This window comes from Amycolatopsis sp. NPDC051102, from assembly GCF_040682815.1.
Taxonomy (GTDB): domain Bacteria; phylum Actinomycetota; class Actinomycetes; order Mycobacteriales; family Pseudonocardiaceae; genus Amycolatopsis.
Genome location: NZ_JBFBBT010000001.1, coordinates 898689 through 922966 on the forward strand (window position 1 = coordinate 898689; position 24278 = coordinate 922966).

The 24278-nt window shown below is 72.8% G+C and carries 16 protein-coding genes; 7 read left to right on the plus strand and 9 right to left on the minus strand.

The window, feature by feature from the left end; translation table 11 throughout:
- From AB0M93_RS03715 to AB0M93_RS03745, 7 genes are all read left to right on the plus strand, one after another.
- Complete coding sequence (locus AB0M93_RS03715; protein ID WP_364268023.1) at positions 1–612, plus strand: DUF2786 domain-containing protein; 612 nt, start codon at positions 1–3, stop codon at positions 610–612.
- Positions 609–1826, plus strand: coding sequence for an acyl-CoA dehydrogenase family protein (locus AB0M93_RS03720; protein WP_364268025.1), 1218 nt, complete (start codon positions 609–611; stop codon positions 1824–1826). The genes AB0M93_RS03715 and AB0M93_RS03720 overlap by 4 nt, the downstream gene beginning before the upstream one ends.
- Positions 1817–2782 carry a pyridoxal-phosphate dependent enzyme gene (locus tag AB0M93_RS03725; RefSeq protein ID WP_364268027.1) on the plus strand — a complete coding sequence of 322 codons (966 nt, stop codon included), beginning with the start codon at positions 1817–1819 and terminating at the stop codon, positions 2780–2782. Before AB0M93_RS03720 ends, AB0M93_RS03725 begins: the two co-directional genes overlap by 10 nt.
- On the plus strand, positions 2782–12732 hold the full coding sequence (locus AB0M93_RS03730) for an amino acid adenylation domain-containing protein (RefSeq protein ID WP_364268029.1): 9951 nt from the start codon (positions 2782–2784) through the stop codon (positions 12730–12732). The genes AB0M93_RS03725 and AB0M93_RS03730 overlap by 1 nt, the downstream gene beginning before the upstream one ends.
- The gene (locus tag AB0M93_RS03735; protein ID WP_364268031.1) at positions 12729–13547 is read left to right on the plus strand and encodes an ABC transporter permease; all 819 of its coding nucleotides are present in this window, start codon (positions 12729–12731) and stop codon (positions 13545–13547) included. Before AB0M93_RS03730 ends, AB0M93_RS03735 begins: the two co-directional genes overlap by 4 nt.
- 87 nt (positions 13548–13634) lie before the next feature.
- On the plus strand, positions 13635–13838 hold the full coding sequence (locus AB0M93_RS03740) for an MbtH family protein (RefSeq protein WP_103349347.1): 204 nt from the start codon (positions 13635–13637) through the stop codon (positions 13836–13838).
- Positions 13838–14803, plus strand: a complete 966-nt coding sequence (locus AB0M93_RS03745; RefSeq protein WP_364268033.1) for an ATP-binding cassette domain-containing protein — start codon at positions 13838–13840, stop codon at positions 14801–14803. Before AB0M93_RS03740 ends, AB0M93_RS03745 begins: the two co-directional genes overlap by 1 nt.
- Positions 14804–14914: 111 nt before the next feature.
- Here the strand turns inward: AB0M93_RS03745 and AB0M93_RS03750 are convergent, their stop codons facing one another.
- From AB0M93_RS03750 to AB0M93_RS03790, 9 genes are all read right to left on the minus strand, one after another.
- On the minus strand, positions 14915–16234 hold the full coding sequence (locus tag AB0M93_RS03750) for an MMPL family transporter (RefSeq protein ID WP_364268035.1): 1320 nt from the start codon (positions 16232–16234) through the stop codon (positions 14915–14917).
- Positions 16235–16377: 143 nt separating this feature from the next.
- Positions 16378–17349, minus strand: a complete 972-nt coding sequence (sbnA, locus tag AB0M93_RS03755; RefSeq protein WP_364268037.1) for a 2,3-diaminopropionate biosynthesis protein SbnA — start codon at positions 17347–17349, stop codon at positions 16378–16380.
- Between the two features lie 13 nt (positions 17350–17362).
- Complete coding sequence (gene sbnB / locus AB0M93_RS03760; protein WP_364268039.1) at positions 17363–18400, minus strand: 2,3-diaminopropionate biosynthesis protein SbnB; 1038 nt, start codon at positions 18398–18400, stop codon at positions 17363–17365.
- Positions 18397–19776: an ATP-grasp domain-containing protein gene (locus AB0M93_RS03765; protein WP_364268041.1), complete on the minus strand. Its 1380-nt coding sequence runs from the start codon at positions 19774–19776 to the stop codon at positions 18397–18399. The genes sbnB and AB0M93_RS03765 overlap by 4 nt, the downstream gene beginning before the upstream one ends.
- A gap of 14 nt (positions 19777–19790) precedes the next feature.
- On the minus strand, positions 19791–20531 hold the full coding sequence (gene fabG, locus AB0M93_RS03770) for a 3-oxoacyl-ACP reductase FabG (RefSeq protein ID WP_364268043.1): 741 nt from the start codon (positions 20529–20531) through the stop codon (positions 19791–19793).
- The gene (locus AB0M93_RS03775) at positions 20528–21637 is read right to left on the minus strand and encodes a beta-ketoacyl synthase N-terminal-like domain-containing protein (protein ID WP_364268045.1); all 1110 of its coding nucleotides are present in this window, start codon (positions 21635–21637) and stop codon (positions 20528–20530) included. The genes fabG and AB0M93_RS03775 overlap by 4 nt, the downstream gene beginning before the upstream one ends.
- Complete coding sequence (locus AB0M93_RS03780) at positions 21634–22884, minus strand: beta-ketoacyl-[acyl-carrier-protein] synthase family protein (protein ID WP_364268047.1); 1251 nt, start codon at positions 22882–22884, stop codon at positions 21634–21636. The genes AB0M93_RS03775 and AB0M93_RS03780 overlap by 4 nt, the downstream gene beginning before the upstream one ends.
- 10 nt (positions 22885–22894) lie before the next feature.
- Positions 22895–23146, minus strand: coding sequence for an acyl carrier protein (locus AB0M93_RS03785; RefSeq protein WP_364242132.1), 252 nt, complete (start codon positions 23144–23146; stop codon positions 22895–22897).
- A gap of 249 nt (positions 23147–23395) precedes the next feature.
- A complete protein-coding gene (locus tag AB0M93_RS03790; protein ID WP_364268049.1) occupies positions 23396–24082 on the minus strand; it encodes an AfsR/SARP family transcriptional regulator in 687 nt (228 codons plus the stop codon).
- Positions 24083–24278: the final 196 nt, after the last annotated feature.

Genomic DNA, 24278 nt, shown 5'->3' on the forward strand with positions numbered 1-24278 from the left:
ATGACCACGATCTCGCCGCCGAGCACGGCGACCTGGCTGCGGTGCCACGACATCGCGCGGGCGGAAGGGATGGCCCCGGCGCTGGTGGCGCTGCACGCGGCGCTGCCGGCGGGGGCGCCGGCGTTCGGTGCCGGCGGTGTCGCGGTCCTGCCGGCCGGGCCGGTGGACGGCGACGTGCTCGTGGTCCGGACCGCGGAGCTGCCGGGCGGCGCCGTGGTCCTCGCGCGCACCGGCCGGCCGGTGGCCGCCACCGACCCGGTCCTGGCGACCGGGTCGGTGTGGCTGCGGCTGGGCCTGTCCGGCGCCCTGCTCGACGCGGCGCTGGACTACCTCGGCGGGCGGCGCAGCGGGGACACGACGTTGCTGCGCCGTCAGCTGGTCCAGGGCGCCGTCGCCGAAGCGCTGACCGGGCAGCTCCAGGTGCGGGCGGCCCTGACCGCGGGCGCGTCGACGCCGGCCGCACTGTCCTATTGGCACACCCGGCTCACCGAAACCGACCGGGTCCTGTTGCGCCTGCTGGGTGCGGCGGGATTCGCCCGGGGCGGCGCGGGCGAGGTCGCGGACGTGTCCGAGCTGCTCGCCGGCGCCTACACCGCGGAGGTCGCGGCGTGACGGCGACGGTGCTGGACGAACGGCTGCGGGCGCTGCAGGACGCGGCCCGCGAGTGGGGCGCGGAGTTCCGCACCGCGGGCGCCGGTCTCGATCTCGACCCCGACGCCGTCGGCGCGCACCTGGACCTGGCCGGGGTCCGCTGCCTCGCCGCCATGCTGATCCCGGCGGAGTACGGCGGCGCCGGCCTGCGTCTCGGCGGACACCGCTTCCACGGCATGACGGCGATCGAACGGGTCGTGGTGCTGGAGGAGCTCGCCCGCGGTGACGCCGGCCTGATGCTCGCGAGCCCCGGCGCGTCGATGTCCGGCGTGCTCGTCGACGTGCTGGCCGATCGCGAGCAGAAGGAGTGGTTCTACGGGCGGCTCCTCGAGCGTCCCACGTGGACGTTCTTCGCGCTGACCGAACCCGGCCGGGGTTCCGACGCCGCCGCGCTGGAGACGAAGCTTTCGCCGTCGGCCGACGGTGTGCACCGGCTCGACGGGCGCAAGAAGTACGTCGGCAACGCCGCGCGGGCCGCGCTGGGTGTCGTGTTCGCCCGCACCGGGCCCGGTCCGCTGGGTGTCACCGCGGTCCTGGTGGACACGGCGGATCCGGGGTACCGCGCCGAGCCGATCGAGACACTGGGGTTGCGTGCCGCGCGGATCTGCGAGGTGACGCTGGACGACGTGGCGGTGCCCGCCGAGCGCGTGCTCGGCCGGGACCGCTCGGCCGCCCGGCGGGGGATGTGGGCGTGCGTGCAGACGTTCAACCGGCTGCGGCCGGGGGTCGCCGCGATCGCGGTCGGCATCGCCGCGGCCGCCCACGACTACGTGCTGGCCGGCCGGCTCCGGCTCGACCGCGCCGAGCGCGACCGGCTCGAAGCTCTCGGCCACCGCATCGACAGCGTGCGCCACCTCGTGCACCTGTCCGCCATCGAGGTCGACGCCGACGGCTCCCGCGGCCACCTCGCCTCGGCGGCGAAGGCCGAAGCGTGCCGGCTGGCCGAAGAAGCCACGCTGGCGGCCTGCAGCTTCTTCGGGCCGCGCGCCCGCTGGGACCACGCCGTGCTCGACAAGCTCGTCCGGGACGCGCGCGGGGTGGAGTTCATGGAAGGCGCGGGCAACATCCAGAAGCTCACCCTCTTCCAGGGCCTGATCGCGGGGAAGGTCGGCCGTGGCGAGCCCTTTCCCGCCCACCACGGGAAAACGCCGACCGGAGGTTCGTCGTGCAGGTGATCACCAGGCCGGAGGAGTTCGACGTCACGGACCTGTACGTCGACCTCCGCCACGTCGTGGGCCGCCGGGTCCTGATGAAGTGCGAGGGTTTCAACTTCGCGCGGTCGAGCAAGCTCAAGCCGGCGCTGGAAATGGTGACGCTGGCCGAGCGCGCGGGCGTGCTGCGGCCGGGCTCGACCATCGTCGAAATGTCGTCGGGCAACCTCGGGGTGGCGCTGAGCCTGGTCGCCGCCAGCCGCGGCTACCGGTTCGTCTGCGTGACCGATCCGCGCAGCACCCTGCTGACCCGGCAGCTGATGCAGAACCTCGGCACCGAGGTGCTGGTCGCCGCCGATCCGGCCGCGGGCCTGCGGCTCGTCCGCCGGCTGTGCGCGGAGAACGCCGGCTACACCTGGCTGGACCAGTACGCCAACGCCGGCAACTGGATGGCCCACTTCCGCTCGACCGGCCCGGACATCCTGCGCACCGTGCCGGACCTGGACGTGCTCTTCGTCGGCGTCGGCTCGGCCGGCACCCTCACCGGCTGCGCCCGGTATCTCCGCCAGGTCCGGCCGCAGGTGCGGATCGTGGCCGTCGAGTGCGTCGGTCCCGGGCCGCGGGCCGCCCGGCGCTCCACGGCCGTCCGGACCAGCGTGCGGTTCCCGGTCATCGACATGTCCCTCGTGGACGACCTGGTGCGGGTCGAGGAAGCGGCCGCGATCCGCGCGTGCCGCCGGCTCGCGCAGCGCGGCTTCCTGCTCGGCGGTGGCTCCGGGATGGTGCTGGCCGGCGCGCTGGGCTGGCTGGAGGAGAACGACGCGGCCACGGCGGTGGTGATCTCGCCGGACCTCGGTGACCGCTACCTGGACACGATCTACCAGGACCAGTGGGTCATGGACAACTACGGCCCCGAAGCGCTGCCCGGCGGCGCCGAACACGAATCCCCGTACGCCAAAACACTCTTCGAGGTGCCCTGATGACCGCGGTCGACGCGTTCCTGCCCCTGTCCACCGCACAGACGGACGTCTGGTACGACGAACAGCTGTCCGGTGGTGGCCTCGCCTACGCGATGGCGGACTACCTCGACATCACCGGACCGCTGGACGTCGACGTGTTCCGGGCGGCGCTGCGGGCGCTGGCCGACGAAGCCGAGTGCTTCCGCGCCCGGTTCGTCGAGGTCGAGGGCGAACCGCGGCAGCTCATCGAGCCGCTGACCGAGCTGCCGATCCGCTACCCGGACGTGACCGGGGAAGCCGACCCGGAGGCCGCCGCGCTCGAGTGGATGCACGAAGACATGCGCCACCCCTTCTCCCTGGCGGACTTCCCGCTGTTCCGCGGCGCCCTGATCAGGGTCGGCGAGCAGCGGCACTTCTGGTACCTCACCACCCACCACCTCATCGGTGACGGCTTCAGCGCGGCGATCTGCCACCGCCGGCTGGGCGAGCTCTACAACGCGCTGCTGGCCGGGGAAGACCCGGGGCCCACCGCGCTGCCGCCGTTCCGGCTGCTGCTCGACGCCGACCTCGCCTACCAGGATTCGCCGCACCGGTTGCGGGACAAGGCGTTCTGGGGACGGCACTTCGACACCACGCCCGACCTGGTCAGCCTGTCCGGCAAGGAGCCGGCACCGGCCCGCGGCTTCCTGCGCCGCACGATGATCCTGCCCACGGAGACGGCGAAGGCCGTGCGCGAGGCCGCCGCGGGCGCGAAGGTGACGCTGCCGACGTTCTTCATCGCCGCGATGGCGGCCTACACGCAACGGCTTTCGGGCATCAAGGACCTGCTGCTGACCGTCCCGGTCGCGGCGCGTGCGGGCGTCCGCTCGCGGGCGACCCCGGGCATGGTCGCGAACTACCTGCCGCTGCGGATGGTGGTCGAGCCGCAGACGACGATCGCCGAGCTGCTGGGCCAGGCGTCGGGCGAGCTCGCCGCGACCCTCAAGCACCAGCGCTACCACGTGAACCAGATCCGCCGGGACATCGGCGTGCGCAGCGACGAGCGCCGCCCGTTCGGCGGCCCGTTCGTCAACGTGCTCCCGCCCGAACCCGGGCTGCGGCTCGGCGAGTGCCACACGCGCGTGATGAACCTGTCGACCGGGATCACGAACGACCTCTCGCTGACCGTCCTCGACGTCACCGAAGACATCATCGAGATCCACCTGAACGGCAACCCCGACCTCTACGACGCCGAGGGCGTCACGGCCCACCTGGAGCGGCTGGCCGGGTTCGTCGGCCGCCTCGCCGAGGCCGACTCGTCGGCGGTGCTGGGCGGGATCGACGTGGTGTCGGCGGACGAGCTGGGTGAGCTGCTGGCCGCCGGTGTCGGCGGTGCCGGGACGGTGGGGGCCGATGTGGTGTCGCGGGTGCGCGACATCGCGCTGGCCTCGCCGGAGGCGCCCGCGGTGGCCGACGGCGGGGACTGGGTTTCCTACGCGTCGCTGGTGGGCCGCGCGAGCGCGCTGTCGCGCCGGCTGCCGTCCCGCGGTGTGGTGGGCGTGCTGGCCGACCCGGGTGCCGGGTTCGTGGCCGCCGTGCTGGGCGTGCTGTGGTCCGGGGCCGCCTTCGTGCCGCTGGACGCCGGGATGCCGGTGGCCCGGCTGGCCGGGTTGCTCGCCGACGCCGGCGCGGACGCCGTGGCGGTGGGCGCCGGGTACGAGGAGCTGGCGGCCGAGGTCGTCACCGCGGCCGGCGGCGGTGCCGGGGTGGTCGTGCTCGACGACGCCGAAGACCGGGAGTGGGCACCGGTTCCCGCGGGCGACGCGGGTCTGGACCTGGGATATGTCATCTTCACGTCGGGTTCGACGGGCCGTCCGAAGGGTGCGATGGTGCATCGCCGGGGGATGGTGAACCACCTGCTGGCGAAGGTCGAAGACCTCGGTCTGGCGTCGTCGGACGTCGTGGTGCAGAACGCTCCGGTGACGTTCGACGTGTCGGTGTGGCAGATGCTCGCGCCGTTGCTGGTCGGGGGCCGCGTCCGGGTGGTGTCCCGGGCGGTCGCGGCGGACCCGGACGCGTTGTTCGGGTTGATCCGCGCCGAGGGCGTCTCGGTGCTGGAGGTCGTGCCGTCGCTGCTGCGGGCCGCGCTGGACTCCTGGGACCTGGCCGAGCAGCCGGACGTCTCCGGGCTGCGCTGGCTCGTGGTGACCGGCGAGGCGCTGCCGCCGGACCTGTGCGCGCGGTGGTCCGCGCGGTTCCCGGACGTGCCCTTGGTGAACGCCTACGGGCCGACGGAGTGCTCGGATGACGTGACTCACGCGGTGATCCGGACCGGTCCCGAGGTGGTGCCGATCGGCCGTGCGGTGCGGAACTCGCGGCTGTACGTCCTGGGTGACGAGCTGCGGCCGGTGCCCGCCGGCTCGGTCGGTGAGCTGTTCGTCGGCGGCCTCGTCGTCGGCCGGGGTTACGTCGGCGATCCGGCCCGGACGGCGGCGGTGTTCGTGGCCGACCCGTTCGGGGGCCGGGGTGCGCGGATGTACCGCACCGGCGACCGCGTCCGGATGCGGGAGGACGGGCAGCTGGAGTTCGTGGAGCGCCGCGACTTCCAGGTCAAGATCCGCGGGCACCGGATCGAGCTCGGCGAGATCGAGAGCGTCCTGCGGTCGGTGCCGGGGGTGCTCGACGCCGTCGTGCGCGTGCTCACCGACGCCGACGGCGGCAAGCGCCTCGCCGGCTACCTCATCGGCGTCGAGGGCGAAGGCCCGATCGACGCCGGTGCCGTGCGCAGCACCGCCCAGCAGCTGCTGCCGGACTACATGGTGCCCTCGGCGCTGGTCGTGCTCGACGAGCTCCCGCTCACCGAACACGGCAAGGTCGACCGCGAAGCGCTGCCCGCGCCGGACTTCCGGGCGGAGGTCGTCGGGCGCCGCCCCCGCAACACCGTCGAGACCGTCGTCTGCGACATCCTCGCCGAGGTCCTTTCGGTGCCGCGCGTGTACATCGACGACAACTTCTTCGCCCTCGGCGGCGACAGCATCAGCGCGATCCAGGTGGCCGGCCGCGCCCGCACGGCGGGCATCGAGCTCACCCCGCGGGACATCCTCGAGCGCCGGACGCCGGCCGCCATCGCCGAGCAGGTCGCCGTGCGTGAGCCGGGCATGGGCGAGCCGGTCGTGGCGGACGGCCCGCTGGTCGAGCTGACCGATGACGAACTGCGCGAGCTGGCTCCCGACGGCGGCCGCATCGAGGACGCGCTGCCGCTTTCCGCGCTGCAGCAGGGCCTGCTGTTCCACTCCGAGTTCGACCCGGACGGCGTGGACGTCTACACCGTCCAGGCGACCGCGGACCTCGCCGGCCCGCTCGACGTCGACGCCCTGCGCGACGCCTGCGCCGCCCTGCTGCGCCGGTACGCGACCCTGCGCGCCTACTTCCGGCACCGCCGCGGCGGTGACGCCGTGCAGCTGATCGCCGCCGAGGTCGGCCTGCCGTGGACCGAGCTCGACCTGTCCGCGCTGCCCGAGGCCGAGCGCGAGGAGCGGCTGGGCCGGCTGGCGGCCGAGGACCGGGAGCGCCGGTTCGACCTCGCGCACCCGCCGCTGGTCCGGTTCACCCTGATCAAGATCACCGCCGGGCGCTACCGGTTCCTCTGGACGGCCCACCACATCGCCACCGACGGCTGGTCGGTGCCGATCCTCATCCGCGAACTGGCCACGCTGTACACGCAAGGCCCGGCGGCCGCGCTGCCGGAGGTGGCGCCGTTCCGGAACTACCTCGCCTGGCTCGGCCGCCAGGACGAGCAGGAAGCCCGGCGGGCTTGGCGCGAGGTGCTCGACGGGCTCACCGAGCCCACGAAGGTCGCGCCGGAGCTCGACGGCCACCTGAAGGCCGTCCCGGAGTCGGCCGAGCTGGTGCTGAACCGGGACGAGACCGCCGAACTGGTGGCGTGGGCGCGCCGGCACGAGCTCACCCTGAACACCATCGTGCAGGCCTGCTGGGCGATCATGGTCGGCCGGCTCACCGGACGGCGGGACGTCGTCTTCGGCTCGGTCACCTCCGGGCGCCCGGCGGAGCTGCCCGGCGTCGAAACGATGGTCGGCATGTTCATCAACACCGTGCCGGTGCGGGCCGGCCTCGACCCCGCGGGCACGCTCGACGAGCTGCTGGTCTCCCTGCGCGACCAGCAGGCCACGATGTCGGCCTACCAGCACGTCGGCCTCGCCGAGGTGCAGCACGACGTGCCCGGCCTGGCCGGCACCGGCGAGCTGTTCGACACCGCGATCGTCTTCGAGAACGTGCCCGCGGACGACCAGGGCACCGAGGTGCTGCTGGGCGACGACGTGCGCGTGCTCGACGCCGTCACCGAGGACTCCCGCCACTACCCGCTGAGCCTGGTCGTGAACCCGGGCCGGGAACTGGCCTTCCGCTTCGACTACGCACCCGAGGCGTTCGACGCCGGCCGCGTCGGCCTGATCACCCGCATGTTCCGGCACCTGCTCGACACCGCGCTCGCCGATTCGTCGGTGCCGCTCGGCCGGGTGGACATCGTTCCGGTCGCCGACCTGGAACGCGGCGCCGGGACCACCGGGCCGGTCGGTCCCGACGTGGTGTCGCGAATCTGCGACATCGCGCTGGCCTCGCCGGACGCGCCGGCGGTGGCTGACGGTGGCGCGTGGGTCTCCTACCGGTCGCTGGCCGGCCGGGCGAGTGCGTTGTCCCGCCGGCTGGGTGGTGGTGTGGTCGGTGTGCTGGCCGATCCCGGAGTGGGGTTCGTGACGGCCGTGCTGGGCGTGTTGTGGTCCGGGTCGGCCTACGTGCCCTTGGACCCGACGCTGCCGGTGGCCCGGCTGGCCGGGCTGCTGGAGGATTCCGGCGCCGCGTCCGTCGTGGTGGGCGCGGGCTTCGAGGACCTGGCGGCCGAGATCGCCGGCGGCGGTACCGAGATCGTCGTGCTGGACGGCGCCGAGGACGCGGAGTGGGCACCGGTGTCCCGCGGCGACGCCGGTCTGAACCTGGGTTACGTGATCTTCACGTCGGGTTCGACGGGGCGCCCGAAGGGGGCGATGGTGCACCGCCGGGGGATGGTGAACCACTTGCTGGCGAAGGTCGAGGACCTCGGCCTCGAGTCGTCGGATGTGGTGGTGCAGAACGCTCCGGTGACGTTCGACGTGTCGGTGTGGCAGATGCTGGCGCCGTTGCTGGTCGGGGGCCGGGTCCGGGTGGTGTCGCGGGTCGTGGCGGCGGATCCGGACGCGTTGTTCGGGTTGATCCGCGCCGAGGGTGTTTCGGTGCTGGAGGTCGTGCCGTCGTTGCTGCGGGCGGCGCTGGACTCCTGGGACTTGGCCGGACAGCCGGATGTCTCGGGGTTGCGGTGGCTGGTGGTGACGGGTGAGGCGCTGCCGCCGGACCTGTGCGCGCGGTGGTTCGCCCGGTTCCCGGACGTGCCCCTGGTGAACGCTTACGGCCCGACGGAGTGTTCGGACGATGTGACGCATGCGGTGATCCGTACCGGTCCCGAGGTGGTGCCGATCGGCCGTGCGGTGCGGAACTCCCGGCTGTACGTGCTGGGTGACGAGCTGCGTCCGGTCCCCGCTGGCTCGGTCGGCGAACTGTTCGTCGGTGGCCTGGTGGTCGGCCGCGGTTACGTCGGCGACTCCGCCAAGACCGCGGCGGTGTTCGTCGCGGATCCCTTCGGCGAGCCGGGCACGCGGATGTACCGCACCGGCGACCGCGTCCGGATGCGTGGCGACGGGCAGCTGGAGTTCGTGGAGCGCCGCGACTTCCAGGTCAAGATCCGCGGCCAGCGCATCGAACTCGGCGAAATCGAAGCCTGCCTCGCCGCCCACCCCGGCGTCGGCGAAGCGGTCGTCACGGTCCACGGCACGGGCAACGACCGGCGGCTCGTCGCCTACGTCACCGGCTCCGCCACCGCCGAGGAACTGCGGGCGCACGCGACCGGGCAGCTGCCGGCGTACATGGTCCCGGGCGCGTACCTCGTCCTCGACCGCTTCCCGCTGACCGCGCACGGCAAGATCGACCGCAAGGCGCTGCCGGCGCCGGAACAGCACACGCGGGTCACCGTTCGCGGGCCGCGCACGCCGGTCGAGGCGACGCTCTGCGCCATCTGGGCCGACGTGCTCGGCGTGGCCGAAGTCGGCATCGACGACGACTTCTTCGTCATCGGCGGGCACTCCCTGCTGGCGAACTCCGTCGTGAGCCGGGTCCGGTCCGCATTGGACGCCGCACTGTCCATCCGGGACCTGTTCGAGGCGCGGACGGTCAGCAGGCTCGCGGGCCGGCTCGTCTCCGCGGGCCAGGCGGGCGCCGGCTTCCGGAAGCTCGCCCGGCCGGACCGGATCCCGCTGTCCCACGCCCAGACCCGGATGTGGTTCCTGAACCGGCTCGAAGGCGCCGGGTACAACATCCCGCTGGCCGTCCGGCTCGGCGGCGACCTCGGCGCGGCGGCGCTGGCGGCCGCGCTCGACGACGTCGTCGAGCGGCACGAGATCCTCCGCACGGTCTTCCCCGACGTCGACGGCGTCCCGTACCAGCAGGTGCTCCCGCCCGCCCCGGGCGAGCTGCTGGTCACCGCGGCGGTCACCGAGGACGAGCTCACCGCGACTCTCGAAGCCGCGGCGAGCCGTCCGTTCGACCTCGCCGCCGACCGCCCGCTGCGCGCCACGCTGTACCGCGTCGAGGACACCGGCGAGCACGTCCTGCTGCTCGTTCTGCACCACATCGCCGGCGACGGCTGGTCCGTCGACGTCCTGGCCCGCGACCTGGCCACCGCGTACGACGCGCGAGTGCGGGGAGCGGCGCCCGGCTGGACGGAACTGCCCGCGCAGTACGCCGACTACGCGGTCTGGCAGCGTGAGCTGCTCGACGACCGCCAGGCGGCGGACCAGCAGTGGGAGTACTGGCGCGACGCGCTCGACGGTCTCCCCGACGAGCTGCGGCTGCCCGCGGACCTCCCGCGCCGCGGCGCCACCGCCTTCCGCGGCGGTACAGCCGGCTTCGAGGTGCCGCCGTCCGTCCACAAGGGACTGGTCGCACTGGCCCGCCGGTCCGGCGCCAGCGTCTTCATGGTGGTGCAGGCGGCGGTGGCCGCGCTGCTCACCAAGCACGGCGCGGGCACGGACATCCCGTTGGGCAGCCTCGTCGCGGGCCGCTCGGACGAGGTGACGAACGACCTCGTCGGGTTCTTCGTGAACACCCTCGTGCTGCGCACCGACACGAGCCACAACCCGACGTTCGCCGAGCTCGTCGCCCGGGTGCGCGACACCGACCTCGAGGCGTACGCGCACCAGGACCTGCCGTTCGAGCTGCTGCTCGAAATGGCCCGGCCCGCGCGGTCGCTGTCCCGCCAGCCGTTGTTCCAGGTGATGCTCTCCTACTACGAGGTCCCGGACCCGCGGTTCGAGATCGGCGGCCTGCGGGTGCGGCCGGAGATCCTGCCCGCCACCGGCGCGAAGTTCAAGTTCGACCTGACGTTCCAGCTCGGCGAGCGGCCCGGCGAGGCCGGTCTGGAAGGCAGCATCGAGTACTGCGCCGACCTGTTCACCCCGGCGGCGGCGGAGCTGCTGGCCGAGCGGCTGACCCGGCTGCTGTCGGCGGTCGCGGACGACCCGGAGCTGCCGCTGAGCCGGATCGAGCTGCTTTCCGAGGACGAGCTCCCGGCCGCGGCCGGGACGGACGAACCGGCGGAGCTGCCGACGCTGCGGAACACCCGCGTCCCCGCGCTGATCTCGGCGGACGGCCGGCTGAGCCACGCCCAGCTGCGTCGTCGCGTGACGACGGAGGCGCGGAAGCTGGCGGCGGCCGGAGTCGGTCCGGAGTGGACGGTGACGGTCGGCGCGGAGTCGCCGGTGGACCGCGTGGTCCACATCCTCGCGGCGCTCGAAGCGGGAGCCGCGTACCGCACGGCCGACCCGGCCGAGGAACCCGGCGTGGCGATCGAGGTCGGCCGCCCCGGCCACCTCGGTCACGCCCCGGTGGCGCCCGGGCACGCGGCGGTTCACCTGCCGGACGGCACGATCCTGTCCCGCCGGGCCCTCGCCGAGTCCGTCGCGGCCGTCGGCGAGTCCGTTCCGGACGGCAGCCGGGTGATCGTCTCCGACCTGCCCGGCGCCGTCCCGGTCGTGCTCGCGGCGCTGGCCGCGGGGGGCTCGGTGCACCTGGCCGGGCCCGAAACCGGCGACGCCACCGCACTCGCGCGGCTGCTCGAAGGCGAGCTGCCCGCCGTGCTGTTCGCCACCGCCCACCAGGTCCGGGCGCTCGCGGCCCGCCACGAACCCGCCCTCGCCGGCGTCCGGGTGATCGTCGACGGCGAACCGCTCGCCGCCCCGCTCACCGAACGCCTCCAGCGCGCCGGTGCCGAGGTGCACACGCACCACGGCGGCCTCACCGGCCGGACCGCCCCCGGCACCCTGCCCGACCCGTGCCGCGCCACCCGCGCCTACGTCCTCGACGAGACGCTCCGGCCGGTCCCGCCGGGCGCCCACGGCGAGCTCTGGCTCGCCGGCCCGGCGATCGCCCGCGGCTACGCGGGGGAGCCCGGCCGCACCGCGGCCCGGTTCGTCGCGGACCCGTTCGTCCCCGGGGCGCGGATGTACCGCACCGGCGACGTGGTCCGCCGCGGGTTCGACGGCGGCCTGGTCCCGGCGGGCGGAGCCGTGCAGGCCCGCGGGTTCGCCGTCCGGCCCGTCGAGGTCGAGACCGCGCTGCTGCGGCACGCGAGCGTCGCGGCGGCCGAAGCCGTGGTCTGCGACGACCGGATCGTCGCCTACGTCGTGCCCCGCGGCAGCACCGCGGGCCTGCGTGAGCACCTGACGCGGGAACTGCCGGACTTCGCGGTGCCGTCGGCGATCGTCGAGCTCCCGGACATCCCGCTCACCGCGGCGGGCGAACTCGACCACGCGCGGCTGCCCGCCCCGAGCACGAAAGCGGACGGGCAGACGGCCGCCGAAGAGGTCCTGCGGCTGGCCTTCGCCGAAACGCTGGGCCTGCCGTCGGTCGACGTCGACGCGGACTTCTTCGCACTGGGCGGCAACAGCCTGCTCTCGGTGCGGCTGGTCGCGCTGGCCCGCAACGCCGGGCTGCGGTTCACCGTCGCCGATGTGCTGACGCACGGGACCGTCGAGCACCTGGCCGCGCTGGCCGGGTCCGGCGACGACGCCGGGGAGGTGCTCGACCCGTTCGCCCCGGTGCTGCCGATCCGGCCGGGCGGCGACCGCGAGCCGCTGTTCTGCGTGCACGCCGGACTCGGGCTGAGCCTGCCGTACCTGGGGCTGGTCCAGTACCTCGATCCCGGCCGCCCGATGTACGGGCTGCAGTCGCCGAACGTCGGCGGGGACGGCGACCTGCCGGTCAGCGTCGAGGACGTCGCCGAGGAGTACGCCGCCCGGATCCGCGAGATCCAGCCGGCCGGCCCGTACCACCTGCTCGGCTGGTCGTTCGGCGGGCTGCTGGCGCACGAAATCGCCGTGCAGCTGCAGGAAGCGGGCGAGCGGGTCGAGACGCTGTTCGTCCTCGACAGCTTCCCGGTCGACGCGACGGGGCAAACCCCGCCGACCAAGCACGAGCTGCTCGTCAGCTTCCTCGAACACCTCGGGTACGACGCCGGCGAGTTCGCCGGTGCGGACCTGTCCCCGGCGGACGTTCTCGACGTCCTGCACCGCGGCGGGTCACGGCTGGCCGGGATCGGCGAGGAGCGGATGTCCCGCGTGCTCGACGTGATGGCCAACAACGGCGAGCTCGCACTCCGGTACGAGCCCGCCCGCTTCTCGGGGCGCCTGCTGCTGTTCCTGGCGGCCGAGGGACGCACCGAGGACGACCTCGCCGCGCGGCCGGCCCAGTGGGCGCCGTACGTCGACGGCGGGATCGAAACGCACCGCATCGACTGCGGGCACGAATTCATGATGCACGCCCAAGCCCAGGCCGCCATCGGCCGGATCGTCGCCGCCGAACTGGACGGCTCTTCCGAGGAGGACGAATGACTGTGATTGCCCCGGCGGAGCGCCGCCGGTCCGCGGTGGGCGACGGGGTGGCGGAGGTGCTGGCGCTCGCCGGGCGCCGCCTCACCCACCTGCGCAACGTCCCGGCCCGCCTGCTCGCGGTCACGCTGAACCCGCTGATCACCATGCTGGCGATCGGGTACGTGTTCAAGGACGCGGTGATCGTGCCGGGCAGCGGCAGCTACCCGGAGTTCCTGTTCCCCGCGGCGCTGATGCAGGTCGGCCTGGCCGGCATCGCGCCCACCGCGATCGCCGTGGCCACCGACCTCAACGGCGGCCTGACCGACCGGTTCCGCTCGCTGCCGATCCTCCGGCCCGCCGTGCTGATCGGGCACTCCCTCGGCGACTTCGTGGTCGGGCTGATCGCGCTCGCCATCACGGTGGCGTCGGGCCTGCTCGTCGGCGGGCGGGTGCACACCGGGGTGCTGCCGCTGCTCGGCGGGCTCGGCCTGCTCGTCGTGTTCCTCTACGCGATGATCTGGGTCGGCATCCTGCTCGGCCTTTCGCTGCGGAACCCGGAGGCGATCGACGGCATCGGCGCGGTGGCGACGCTCGGCCTTTCCTTCCTCTCCAACGCTTTCCTGTCGACCGACCGGCTGCCGGGGTGGCTGCGGCCGGTCGCGGAGTGGAACCCGGTCAGCTCGGTGACGACGGCGGTCCGCCGGATGTGGGGCACCCCGGTCGACGAGACCGGGTTCCCGGCCCAGCACCCGGGCCTGGTCGTGACGATCACCCTCGCCGTCACCCTGGTCGTCGCCGGTTCCCTGAGCTTCCGCAAGTACCGGACCATCGCGTAGCGGGTCAGGTGGCGGTCAGCGGGCCGTCAGCCGATCCGAACACCATGACAGCAAGCCACCAGGCCCGAAACCAGACGGAGATGTGAAGTGACGAGTCCTTTCGACGATGAGAACGGCCGGTTCCTCGTGCTGGTCAACGCCGAGGAAGAACGCAGCCTCTGGCCGGTGTTCGCCGCGGTGCCGGCGGGCTGGACGGTCGCGCAGGGGGAGAGCTCCCGGGCGGACGCGCTCGCCCACGTCGAGGCGACGTGGACGGACCTGCGCCCGAAGAGCCTGCGGGACGCCGGCTGATGGCGACGGGCGAGCTCGACCGCGAAGCGGCCATCGAGGTCACGGGCCTGAGCAAGGGGTTCGGCAGTCACCAGGCGCTGGCCGGCATCGACCTGCGGGTGCCCGCGGGTTCGGTGCTCGGCCTGCTCGGCCCCAACGGCGCGGGCAAGACCACCACCGTCCGGATCCTCGCGACGCTGCTGGGCCCGGACGGCGGCACCGCGCGGGTCGCGGGCTTCGACGTCGCCACGCAGGCGAAGGAGGTGCAGCGCCGGATCGGCCTGGTCGGCCAGTACGCCGCGGTCGACGAGCTGCTCACCGGACGGCAGAACCTGCAGCTGCTCGGCACGCTGCTGCACCTCGGCCGGCGCGGCGCCCGCGAGCGGGCCGTCGAACTGCTCGAGCGCTTCGACCTGACCGCGGCGGCCGACCGCGCGGTCGGGACGTACTCCGGCGGCATGCGGCGCCGGCTCGACCTGGCGACCTGCCTGATCGGCCGCCCGTCGGTGCTGTTCCTGGACGAGCCGACGACCGGCCTCGACCCGGCCAGCCGCAGCACGCTGTGGGGGATCGTGCGGGGCCTGGTCGACGAAGGCGTCACGGTGCTGCTCACCACGCAGTACCTCGAGGAGGCGGACTACCTGGCCGACCACATCGTCGTGATCGACCACGGCCGCGTGATCGCCGAGGGCACCGCCGACGAACTGAAGCGCAAGATCGGCGCGGAGCGGCTCGAGATCGCCGTCGCGGACGCGAAGTGGCTCCAGCCCGCGGTGTCGGCGCTGTCCGGCGTGTCGGCCTCGGCCGTGGCCGTCGACGAACGCAAGCGCAGCATCGCGGTCGAGCTCCCCGACACCGCGGGCGGCATCGCCGCGGCGGCCGCGGCCCTACGCGACGCCGGCATCGAGTACACCGACTTCGCCCTGCGCCGTCCGACGCTCGACGAAGTGTTCCTCGACCTCACCGGGCGTCCTTCGGGCCCCTGACCCGGCCGGTGCTGTCCGGTGTTTCGGCTCCGGCAGTATCCGCCAGCCGACGGGAGGGGAGTTTCGCGGTCGAGCCGCCTGCCACGGTGGGCGGCCCCGCGGCCGCCTGCGTCACCGGGCGTCCTTCGGGCCCTTGACCCGCCACCAGTTCGTCCGGCCTCCGAGGACCGCTAGCCGCGGGAGGAGGAGGAACCGGACGATCAGGGTGTCGGCGATCAGGATCGCCGCGGTCGCCAGGGCGAACTCGCGGACGTCGCCGCTTTCCGTCAGGCCCCAGACCAGCCACATCACCACCGTCACCAGCAGCGTGCCGCCGGATGCCGACCAGGCCCGGCGGCACGCGTGCGCCACCGTGTTGCGGCGGGACATGCCGGCCAGCGTTTCGCTTCGCAGCCGGTGCAGCAGGTAGACCTGCAGGTGGTTCGCCGGCACGAGCAGCACGATCACCAGGACCATCGGCGCCCAGGCGGGCAGCGGGTCCACGAGGACGGCGAGCAGGCCCAGCCCGGCGAGCGCGGCGATCCCGTTCAGCAGGAAGGTCGCCAGCGCCACCACCGGCCGGCGGTAGGCGACGAGGGTCGCCACGCCCAGCACCACCAGCAACGTCAGCACGCCGCAGGCGTCCAGGTCGTCGACCAGGGGACGGCAGCCCGGGCAGCCGGGGGCGAACACGCGCAGCGATCCGTAGCCCGCGGCGGCGCCGAGGGTGAGCAGCCCGGCCGCGATCGCCGTGGGCCGCACGAACCGGGGCAGGTCACCGACCGTCAACCGCGCGGGCGGCTGCGGGGGCAGCGACCTCGGCGTGGTGAGCACGCGATCGTTCAGGGCGGGCAGCAGGCTCAGCGAGGCGACGGTCGACACCAGCACCGCCACGAGTACCGCGGTGACCAGCGGCAGCAGATCCGCGGTGCCGGCCAGCGCGACCGCGGCCAGCGACGCCGCCACGCCGCTGCCGGAAACGAGGGCGGCGTTGCCCGCCGTGCTCGCGACGATCCGTGCGGCGCGCGGCGCGTCGTGGCCGCCGGCCATCGCCTCCCGGCGGCGGCAGAAGGCGAACAGCATGTGCTGGACCGAAACCGTGATGACGACCAGCAGCGCCGCGTCGCCGGTGAGCGGCGACATCGCGACGGACTCGGACACGGTGTCCAGCAGCGTCGCCGACGCCGCCGTGACCACGCTGATGAACAGCGCGGACACGAGCAGCAGCAGCCGGGAGAACGGCACGCTCAGGAGCACCGCGATGGGCGCGGCCACCAGCGGCCACCAGTTCGCCGCCACGTCCGGGTCGGAGAAGGAGCCGCCGCCCAGCCGGTGGCCGTCGGCGAAGCCCGGCAGCTCGGCGACGGCCACGAAAACCAGCCAGAGGGCAATGACCGCGCTGGCGTGGTCGGCGGACCAGCAGGAGGCGCGGACGGCCAGCGAAGGCTTCACGATCGTCCCCGTTCGACCCGATGGGCATGCGGCGTTCGCGGCCGTTTCTATCCGCGCATGTGTTCGAGTCTAGTGAACCGTGATCGTTCGTTCACGGGGTGTGAGTCCCGGATCCGCGGTGGTGCTAGGCCGTGTGTGGTGGATCACAGAGCGTGGGCCTGGCGGTCGTCCTCGAGGACGTCCTCGCCGTAGAGGTCGGCCACCCACTGGTCGTGGTAGACGGTGTCGAGGTAGCGGTCGCCGAGGTCCGGCGCGATCGCCACCGCCGTCCCGGTTTCGCCGTGCTCGGCCAGCCACGTCAGCGCGCCGCTCACGACGGTGCCGGTCGACCCGCCGAAGCAGAACCCCTCCCGGGTCAGCGCCCGGCAGGTGCGCACGGTGTCCGCCTCGGCCACGTGCACGACGTCGTCGACGTGGGTGAGGTCGAGCATCGGCGGCCGGATCCCCGTGCCGAGCCCGGGGATCATCCGCCGGGCCGGCGGCGTCCCGAAGGTGACCGAGCCGACCGTGTCGACCGCGACCACCCGGGTGCCGGGCCGGTGCTCGTGCAGGTACCGGGCGCATCCCATGAGCGTCCCGGTGGTGCCGGCGCCGATGAAGACGACGGCGGCACCGGGGAAGGCTTCGGCGATCTGCGGGCCGGTCGTTTCGTAGTGGGCGCGCCAGTTCCCGGCGTTTTCGTACTGGTTGAGCCAGACGAACCCGCGCTCGGCGCACAGCCGTCTCACCAGCTCGATGCGCGCGCCCAGCAGGCCGTGCTCCGGGTGCGGTTCGGTGACGATGCGGACTTCGGCCCCCATCGTCTCCATCAGCTGCCGGGCCCCGAGCGTGCATCGCGAGTCGGTGACGCAGACGAACCGGTAGCCGGAGCTGGCGGCGACGAGGCTCAACGCGACGCCGAGGTTGCCGGACGAGCTCTCCACGAGCGTCGAGCCGGGCCGGAGGTCGCCGCGGCGCTCGGCGGCGGCGACCATCGACCGGGCGGCCTTGACCTTGATCGACCCGGCGAAGTTGAAGCCCTCGCACTTGAGGAAGAGCGAGCGGCCGGCGAACCGGCGGAGGTCGACGAACAGGTCGTCGGTGTTGAAGTCCTGCGGGGCGGTGATGATCGGCACGCCGGGCTCCTCCTCAGCGCTTGCCGTACCGGTCGAGTTCGAAGAAGAACTCGGGCACGGTCCGCAGCTCGCCGGAAGCGCACAGCTGGTCGTAGATGTGCTTGCCGACGGCCAGGTCGAGCACCCCGAGCCCGAACGGCGAGAAGATCAGCGGCTGGTCCTTCGGCAGGGTGGCCGTACCGGAGATGACGTCGTACAGCGTCCCGGTCAGGAAGTCCCGGCCACCGGTCCGCTGCTCGGCCAGGTGCACCGACGTGTTCGCCTTGAGGCAGTGCTCGACGTCGTCGACGACGTTGGTGCCGGCCAGGATCACCTCCGGCGCCAGGTCGCGCAGCGAGACGTGCAGGACCAGCGGGTTGTGCGCGAACCAGGCGGGGTCGTGGACGTGCGGCTCCCCGGCGACGGTCGCGAACACGACCAGGTCGCTCCCGCGGATCAGGTCCTCGGCGGTTTCGTGCACGGTGACCGACGGCTCCCCGGCCGCGCCCAGGTACCCGCTGAACCCTTGGGCGTGCGCCTGGTTCAGGTCGAACACGCCGACGTCGTCGAAGTTCCAGCCCCCGGCGGCCAGGTAGGTGTGGATGTACCGCGCGATCAGGCCGGTGCCGACGATGCCGAGCCGGGCCGGCCGCGCCCGGTCCCGCGTCAGCCAGTCGGCGGCGAGCGCGGCCGACGCGGCGGTGCGGGTGGCGCTGATGATGGAGCTCTCCAGGCAGGCCAGCGGATAGCCGGTCTTCGGGTCGTTCAGCACGAGGATCGCCGACGCTCGCGGCAACCCGCTCGCGACGTTCTCCGGGAAGCTCGAGATCCACTTGAGGCCGTCGACCGCGATGTCCCCGCCGACCGACGCCGGCAGCGCGATGATCCGGGAGGACGGCCGGTCGGGGAAGCGCAGGAAGTAGGACGGCGGGTTGATCGTGTCGCCCTCGCCGTGCAGGCGGTAGGCCGACTCGATGAGGTCGATGACGAGTTTTTCCTGACCGGCCAGGACATCGTGGACCTGCGCCCCGGAGATGACGGCGAACTCCGGGACGGACGTGCTCGTGCTCATGCGGAAAGCCTCCTGAGGCGCTCGGTGATGTTCTGGTCCAGGTCGTCGAGCTCCGCCACCGACGGGCCGATGAGCACGCCGTAGAGGCGCCCGGCGAACGCTTCGCCCGCGGCCGCGAGGCCGGCGCCGGCGTTGACGGTGGCGAAGTTGTTGACGAGCAGCCCGCTCCCGGACCCGGCGAACAGCAGGTCGCCGAGCGTCTCGCGCAGCCGCGCGAAGGGCAGGGGAGCGGTGAGGCGCACCGGGTAGTGCCGCGCCATCGCCACCGCGCCGGCGGGCACGAACCGCTCCTGCAGCGGCACCTGGTAGGTCGACATGTTGTTGCGCGCGTTGATCTCCAGCACCGGGAAGATCCCGCCGTCCGGCTCGACCAGCGCGTCGACGCCGACCACGCCGTAGTAGCCGTCCCGGGCCAGGCGGGCGCCGAGTGCGTCCGCCGCGTGCCGGATCACCGCGTGCTGGGCCTCGTCGAGCTGCGGCGGCATCCGGTGTCCCTTGTGGACGCCGTTTTCGGTGATGGCTTCCTTCACGAAGTCGAACCGCACCGAGCCGTCCCGGCCCACCGTGAACTGGTAGTTCAGGTCGGCGCGCTTGTCGACCCAGGTCTCGGTGACCAGTGCGATCCGGCCGCGGCCTGCCTTCTGCGCGGTGCGTTCGATCATCCGCTGCAGGCGCAGCAGCCGCTGCTCGCTGGTGACGACGGCGATGCCCTTCCCCGACACGCCGAACGCTTCCTTCACCACCACCGTGCCGCCCTCGGCGAGCACCTTGGCGGCCTCCGGGACGGCGTCGGCCAGCTGGGCGGGGGTGTCGCAGACCCAGCCGGGCGGTTGCCGCAGCCCGAGCTCGTCGGCCAGCTGCCTGCTGTAGACCTTGCTGTTGACGGCCTTGCAAAGCGCGGCGGGCGGCGTGGCCAGCGGCACGCCCGTGCGGGCCGCCAGTTCCTCCTCGACGGCCGAGGCGCCGTGGGGGAACAGGTGCGCGCCGTCGGCGGCCAGCTCCGCCAGCGCGGCGACGAGGCCCGCGTCGGCGAGCGCGTCCTGGCTGACGTTGCGCGCCGGGTCCGGCGCCGCCACGACGTGCACTTCCGGCAGCTCGAAGCCGAGGTCGAGCAGGTAGCGGCGGTAGTCCGGGTCGGGCGCGTGCTTCAGCACGACGTGGTCGCCCTTGCCGCCCAGCAGCAGCGCGAACTCGTCCATGCTGTTGACCACCGCCGTGCTGCCCGCGGCGGACACCCGCGGCAGGCCGAGCTCGTCGGCGGCCCACAGCTCCTCGACCTCGAAGTTGCCGAGGAAGACCAGCGGGTGCTCGGCCGAGCCGAGCGTGGCCGTCTTCAGCCGGGCGATGAAGTTCGGGCTCGTGGAATCGGTGTCCATCGCGGACCTCCCCCTCAGACGACGAGGCCGCCGTCGATCTCGAATACGCTTCCGGTGATGTAGGCGGCGCGGTCGGAAACCAGGTACGCCACCAGGTCGGCCACCTCCGCGGCGGTGCCGAACCGGCCCAGCGGGACGGCCGCGCGCAGCTTCTCGCGGGCCTTGTCCGTCATCTGGGCGGTCATGTCGGTCTCGATCAGGCCCGGCGCGACCGAGTTGACCCGGATGCCGAACCGGCCGACCTCCTTGGCCAGCGCCTTGGTGAACCCGATGACCCCGCTCTTGGACGCCGAGTAGTTCACCTGCGTCGGGTTGCCGTGCACGCCGGAGACCGAGGACAGCGCGACCACGCTGCCGCGGCGCTGCTTGAGCATCAGGAACACCGCCGGCTGGCACACGTTGTAGACGCCGTCGAGGTTGGTCCGCATGACGTCGGTCCAGCGGTCCTCGGTCATCGTCACGAACGCGCCGTCACGGGTGATGCCCGCCGACGTCACCACGGCGTCCGGGACGCCGACGTCGGTGGCCGTGGCGGCCACCCACTCGGCGGCCGCCTCGCGGTCGGTGACGTCGACCTTCGTCGCGACCGCGCGCCGCCCGAGCTCGTGCACCTCCTTGACCAGCACGTCGGCGGCCTGCTCGTCCGCGCGGTAGCAGAACGCGACGTCGTGGCCGGTTTCGGCGAGGCTCAGCACCACCGCGCGGCCGATCCCGCGCGAACCGCCGCTGACGAGGGCGACCTTGGGCGCGCTCATGCGGCGGGCTCGCCGAGCCGCAGCAGCGTGCACGCCACCGAACCGTCGTCGTCGCACGTGGTGACGACCGTGTGGTCGGCGCCGGCCCGCTCGGCGGATTCGGCGACGCTGAGGACGGCGGCGAGCTGGAACATCGCGCTCGCCGAAGCCGTGTCACCGAGGAGGTCCGCCGACGGCACCCGGTCGACGGCGGCGTCGCCGAACAGGCTCCGCAGCGCCACCGTTTCGACCGGTTTCCCGTGGGAGTCGGTGAAACCGCTGCCGGTCGCCGCCCACACCTGCTCGGGAGCGATCCCGGCCGAAGCGAGCAGCGCGCGGACGGCGACGGTGACGGTCCCGGCGAGGTCGTCGTCGAGGCACACCCGCGACTCGAACCCCGCCAGGGTGCCGAGCACCCGGCGGCCGGGCGGGCGCAGGTCCGCGGGTTCCAGCAGGAACATCGCGCAGCCTTCGCCGATGACCACCGGGTCCCCGCCGCCCCGGCGGTGGTGCTCGACCCACGCGCGGGCGGGGGAGTACTCCTCGGCGGCGCCGCAGAGCACCCGGGTCGCCCGGCCGGTCCGCAGCAGCCGCCGGGCGTAGTTCAGCGCGTGCGGCCCGGTGGTGCGGCCCGCGGCGATGGTCGCGTTCGGACCCTTGAGCCCGTGCCAGATCGCGGCCTGGCCGGCGGCGCAGTTCATCACGCAACCGGGCACCGCGGCCGGTTCGACGTGGTCGGGTTTGTCGCCGGTGAGCGACGCCCGGGTCAGGTCCATCATGCTCTGGACGCTGCCGGTCGTGGTACCCAGCACGAACCCGATGTCGTCGCGGTCGTCACCCGGCTCGACGCCGATGTCGGCGAGCAGGTGCTTCGCCGCCGCGACGGCCAGCCCGCTGACGCGGTTCATCGCGCGGGTGCCCTTCGGGCCGAAGAACTCCCGCGGCTCGAAGCCGGGGACCGTGCCCGCCGTGGCGGCGGGCCCGGGCGCCCAGCGTTGCGGATCCACAGTGGACACCGGGGACGTCCGGGTGCGGACGCCGTCGGCGAAGGAGGTGCGGTCGTGCCCGAACGGCGAGATCGCCGTCCAGGCCGAAATGACCGGAGGATTCAACGTGCCGGTGTTCATGCCACCGCCTCCCGCGGACCGTCGTAGCGGCCGATCAGCACGACCGAGTTGTTGCCGCCGAAGGCCCAGCCGTTGTTCTGCACGATCCGCAGGTCCGCCTCGATCGACACGTTGGGCACGCAGTCGACGGCGCACTCGGGGTCGGTTTCGATGTGGTTGATGGTCGGCGGGATGAAGCCCTCGGTGATGGCGACCGAGCAGCCGATGGCGGCCAGCGCGCTCGCCGCGCCCATCGAGTGGCCGAGCATCGACTTCATCGACACCACCCGGGGCGTGTCCTCGCCGAAGAGTTCGCGGATCGCCGCGGCTTCGGTCTTGTCGTTGGCGTGGGTCCCGGTGCCGTGCGCGGAGATCAGGTCGACCTCCGCGGGCTTGACGCCGGCGTTCTCCAGGGCCAGCTCCATGCAGCGGGCGATGCCGCCCTGGTGCGGGGCGACCGGGTGGTGGGCGTCGCAGGACAGGCCGTAGCCGAGGACTTCGCCGTAGATGCGGGCGCCGCGGGCGGTCGCCGACTCCAGGCTCTCCAGCATCAGGATGCCGGCGCCCTCGCCGGTCAGGATGCCCAGCCGGTTCTTGTCGAACGGGCGGCAGTAGTCCGGCGCGATGCTGCGCAGCCGGTAGAAGGAGGTGAACGTCTTGCGGCAGACGGCGTCCGCGCCGCCGCACAACGCGAAGTCGGCTTCGCCGAGCCGGATCGCGTCGAACGAGTGGCCGATCGCGTAGTTGCCCGCAGAGCAGGCCGTCGCGATGCTGCCGACCTCCACATTGGACAGCCGCAGCTCGTGGGCGATCGAGGTGGCGAGCCTGCCGGCCGAGGTGCGCCGGGCCAGCCGCGGGCTCATCGCCTCCGGGCCGCCGGCGATCTCCAGCGACACCATGCTGTCGAGCTCGTGCGACTCGCCGTCGGTCGTGCCGACCGACAGCAGGCAGCGTGCCTCCCGCAGCACGTCCAGGTCGATGCCGGAGTCCGCGACCGCGAGCCGGGCGGCGGCGGTCGAGAACCGGCTCGCGCGGCCGAGCGATTCGATGTCCACGTTGTGGATCCAGCGTTCCGGCTCGAAGCCGATGACCTCGCAGCCGTTGGTGTGCTCGAAGCCGGTCGTGTCGAAGACGCTGATCGGCCGGACGTTGCTGCGCCCGGCGCGCAGCGCCGCGGTGAACTCGTCGATGCCGGTGCCGAGGCTGGAAACCACCCCGCAGCCGGTGATCACCACCCGGCGTCCGGGTGCGGTGGAGTGTTCGCTCATCGCCGATCCCCTACCAGCCGGCGGATTCCGCGACGACGTCGTAGGCGCTGTTCAGATCGGTCATCCGGCGGAACTGCGCCTGATCGATCGTCACCCCGAACTTCTTCTCCAGCGCCGCGAGCACGTCCATCAGCGTGAGCGAGTCGGCTTCGTGGTCTTCGATGAAGTTGCTCGTCTCGGAGAGCTCGTTGTCCTCGAGTTCGAGGTGCTCGCGGACGATCGCGCGGATCTGTTCCCTGCGCTCGGACACTGCCGCTGTCATGACGACTCCTGGGTTTCGGGCGAACTTCGGCCTCGCCGGAAACTAGCCAGGGGAGATGACCGCCCTCTGACCGAACGCTGACGGAGCCCGGCGTCGGTGAGCCGTCAGCGGTCGGTCATCCCGGTGCGTCATGATCACGCCCAGCGATCACGGAAGCACGCGGGGGAAGGAGGCGGATGAGCCCGGAGCGGAACAGGGTCCGAGCGGTACGACAGCAGGGACGGCCGGTGGAGGCGCCGTCCCTGCGGTTCAGTCGAGCATGCAGTCCTGGACCAGGATGGCCTGGTACAGCTGTTTCAGCGCCCGGCCGGGTGAGAGGCCGAGCTCGTTGCCGAGCCACTTGCTGGTGTGGTGGAACACCGACAGCGCTTCGCTCTGCTGCCCGGTGCGGTAGAGCGCGAGCATCAACAGCTCGCTGAGCCGTTCACGGCCCGGGTTTTCGGTCGCCAGCAGCCGCAGTTCGTGCACGATGTCGTGCTGCTCGCCGACGGCCAGCCGGGCCGCGATGAGGTCTTCCTGGACCGCCAGCCGCCGCTCGTTCAGGTGCGTCGCCGCCGCCCGGCACCGCACCCCCTCCTGGACGTCCATCAGGGCCGGCCCCCGCCACTGCATCAGGGCTTCGCGGAGGATGCCGACGGCTTCGTGCGGAGCGGAACCCACCAGGGTGGTGCCGCGCCGCGCGAGCTCGAGGAACCGGTGCGAGTCGATCGACTCGGCGGGCACTTCGAGCTGGTAGCCGCTGTAGGTGGTCCGGACGATCTCCTCCCCGCTCGCGTCCGTGATCGGCTTGAACAGCCGCCGCAGCCGGGCGATGTTGGCCTGCAGTGCGTTGCGCGAGTTGGCGAGCGACCTGGGGCCCCACAGTTCGTCCGCCAGCTGCTCGTAGGACACCGGACGTCCCGGCGACAACGCCATCATCGCCAGTAAAGTCCGCACTTTCTTTGCACGTATTGCGTGAATTCTCCCGTTGGATCTTATTTCCAAGGCGCCAAGCAGTTCGATTTGCACTTCGTTCTAACCCCCAGATTCGATTGACCCGAAGAGTTGACGGCCGGGTCAGCCGAAGATGTATTTTTCGGTGATAGTGGCAGAGGGCCGGTGGCTTAGGTACCTCCGTTCGGACCAGTGAATC

Bases quoted from the DNA above. Each gene is read 5' to 3' on its own strand.
- AB0M93_RS03715 (WP_364268023.1), top strand. From the start codon at position 1: ATGACCACGATCTCGCCGCCGAGCACGGCGACCTGGCTGCGGTGCCAC.
- AB0M93_RS03730 (WP_364268029.1), top strand. From the start codon at position 2,782: ATGACCGCGGTCGACGCGTTCCTGCCCCTGTCCACCGCACAGACGGAC.
- AB0M93_RS03735 (WP_364268031.1), top strand. From the start codon at position 12,729: ATGACTGTGATTGCCCCGGCGGAGCGCCGCCGGTCCGCGGTGGGCGAC.
- AB0M93_RS03745 (WP_364268033.1), top strand. From the start codon at position 13,838: ATGGCGACGGGCGAGCTCGACCGCGAAGCGGCCATCGAGGTCACGGGC.
- sbnB (WP_364268039.1), bottom strand. From the start codon at position 18,400: ATGAGCACGAGCACGTCCGTCCCGGAGTTCGCCGTCATCTCCGGGGCG.
- AB0M93_RS03765 (WP_364268041.1), bottom strand. From the start codon at position 19,776: ATGGACACCGATTCCACGAGCCCGAACTTCATCGCCCGGCTGAAGACG.
- fabG (WP_364268043.1), bottom strand. From the start codon at position 20,531: ATGAGCGCGCCCAAGGTCGCCCTCGTCAGCGGCGGTTCGCGCGGGATC.
- AB0M93_RS03775 (WP_364268045.1), bottom strand. From the start codon at position 21,637: ATGAACACCGGCACGTTGAATCCTCCGGTCATTTCGGCCTGGACGGCG.
- AB0M93_RS03780 (WP_364268047.1), bottom strand. From the start codon at position 22,884: ATGAGCGAACACTCCACCGCACCCGGACGCCGGGTGGTGATCACCGGC.
- AB0M93_RS03785 (WP_364242132.1), bottom strand. From the start codon at position 23,146: ATGACAGCGGCAGTGTCCGAGCGCAGGGAACAGATCCGCGCGATCGTC.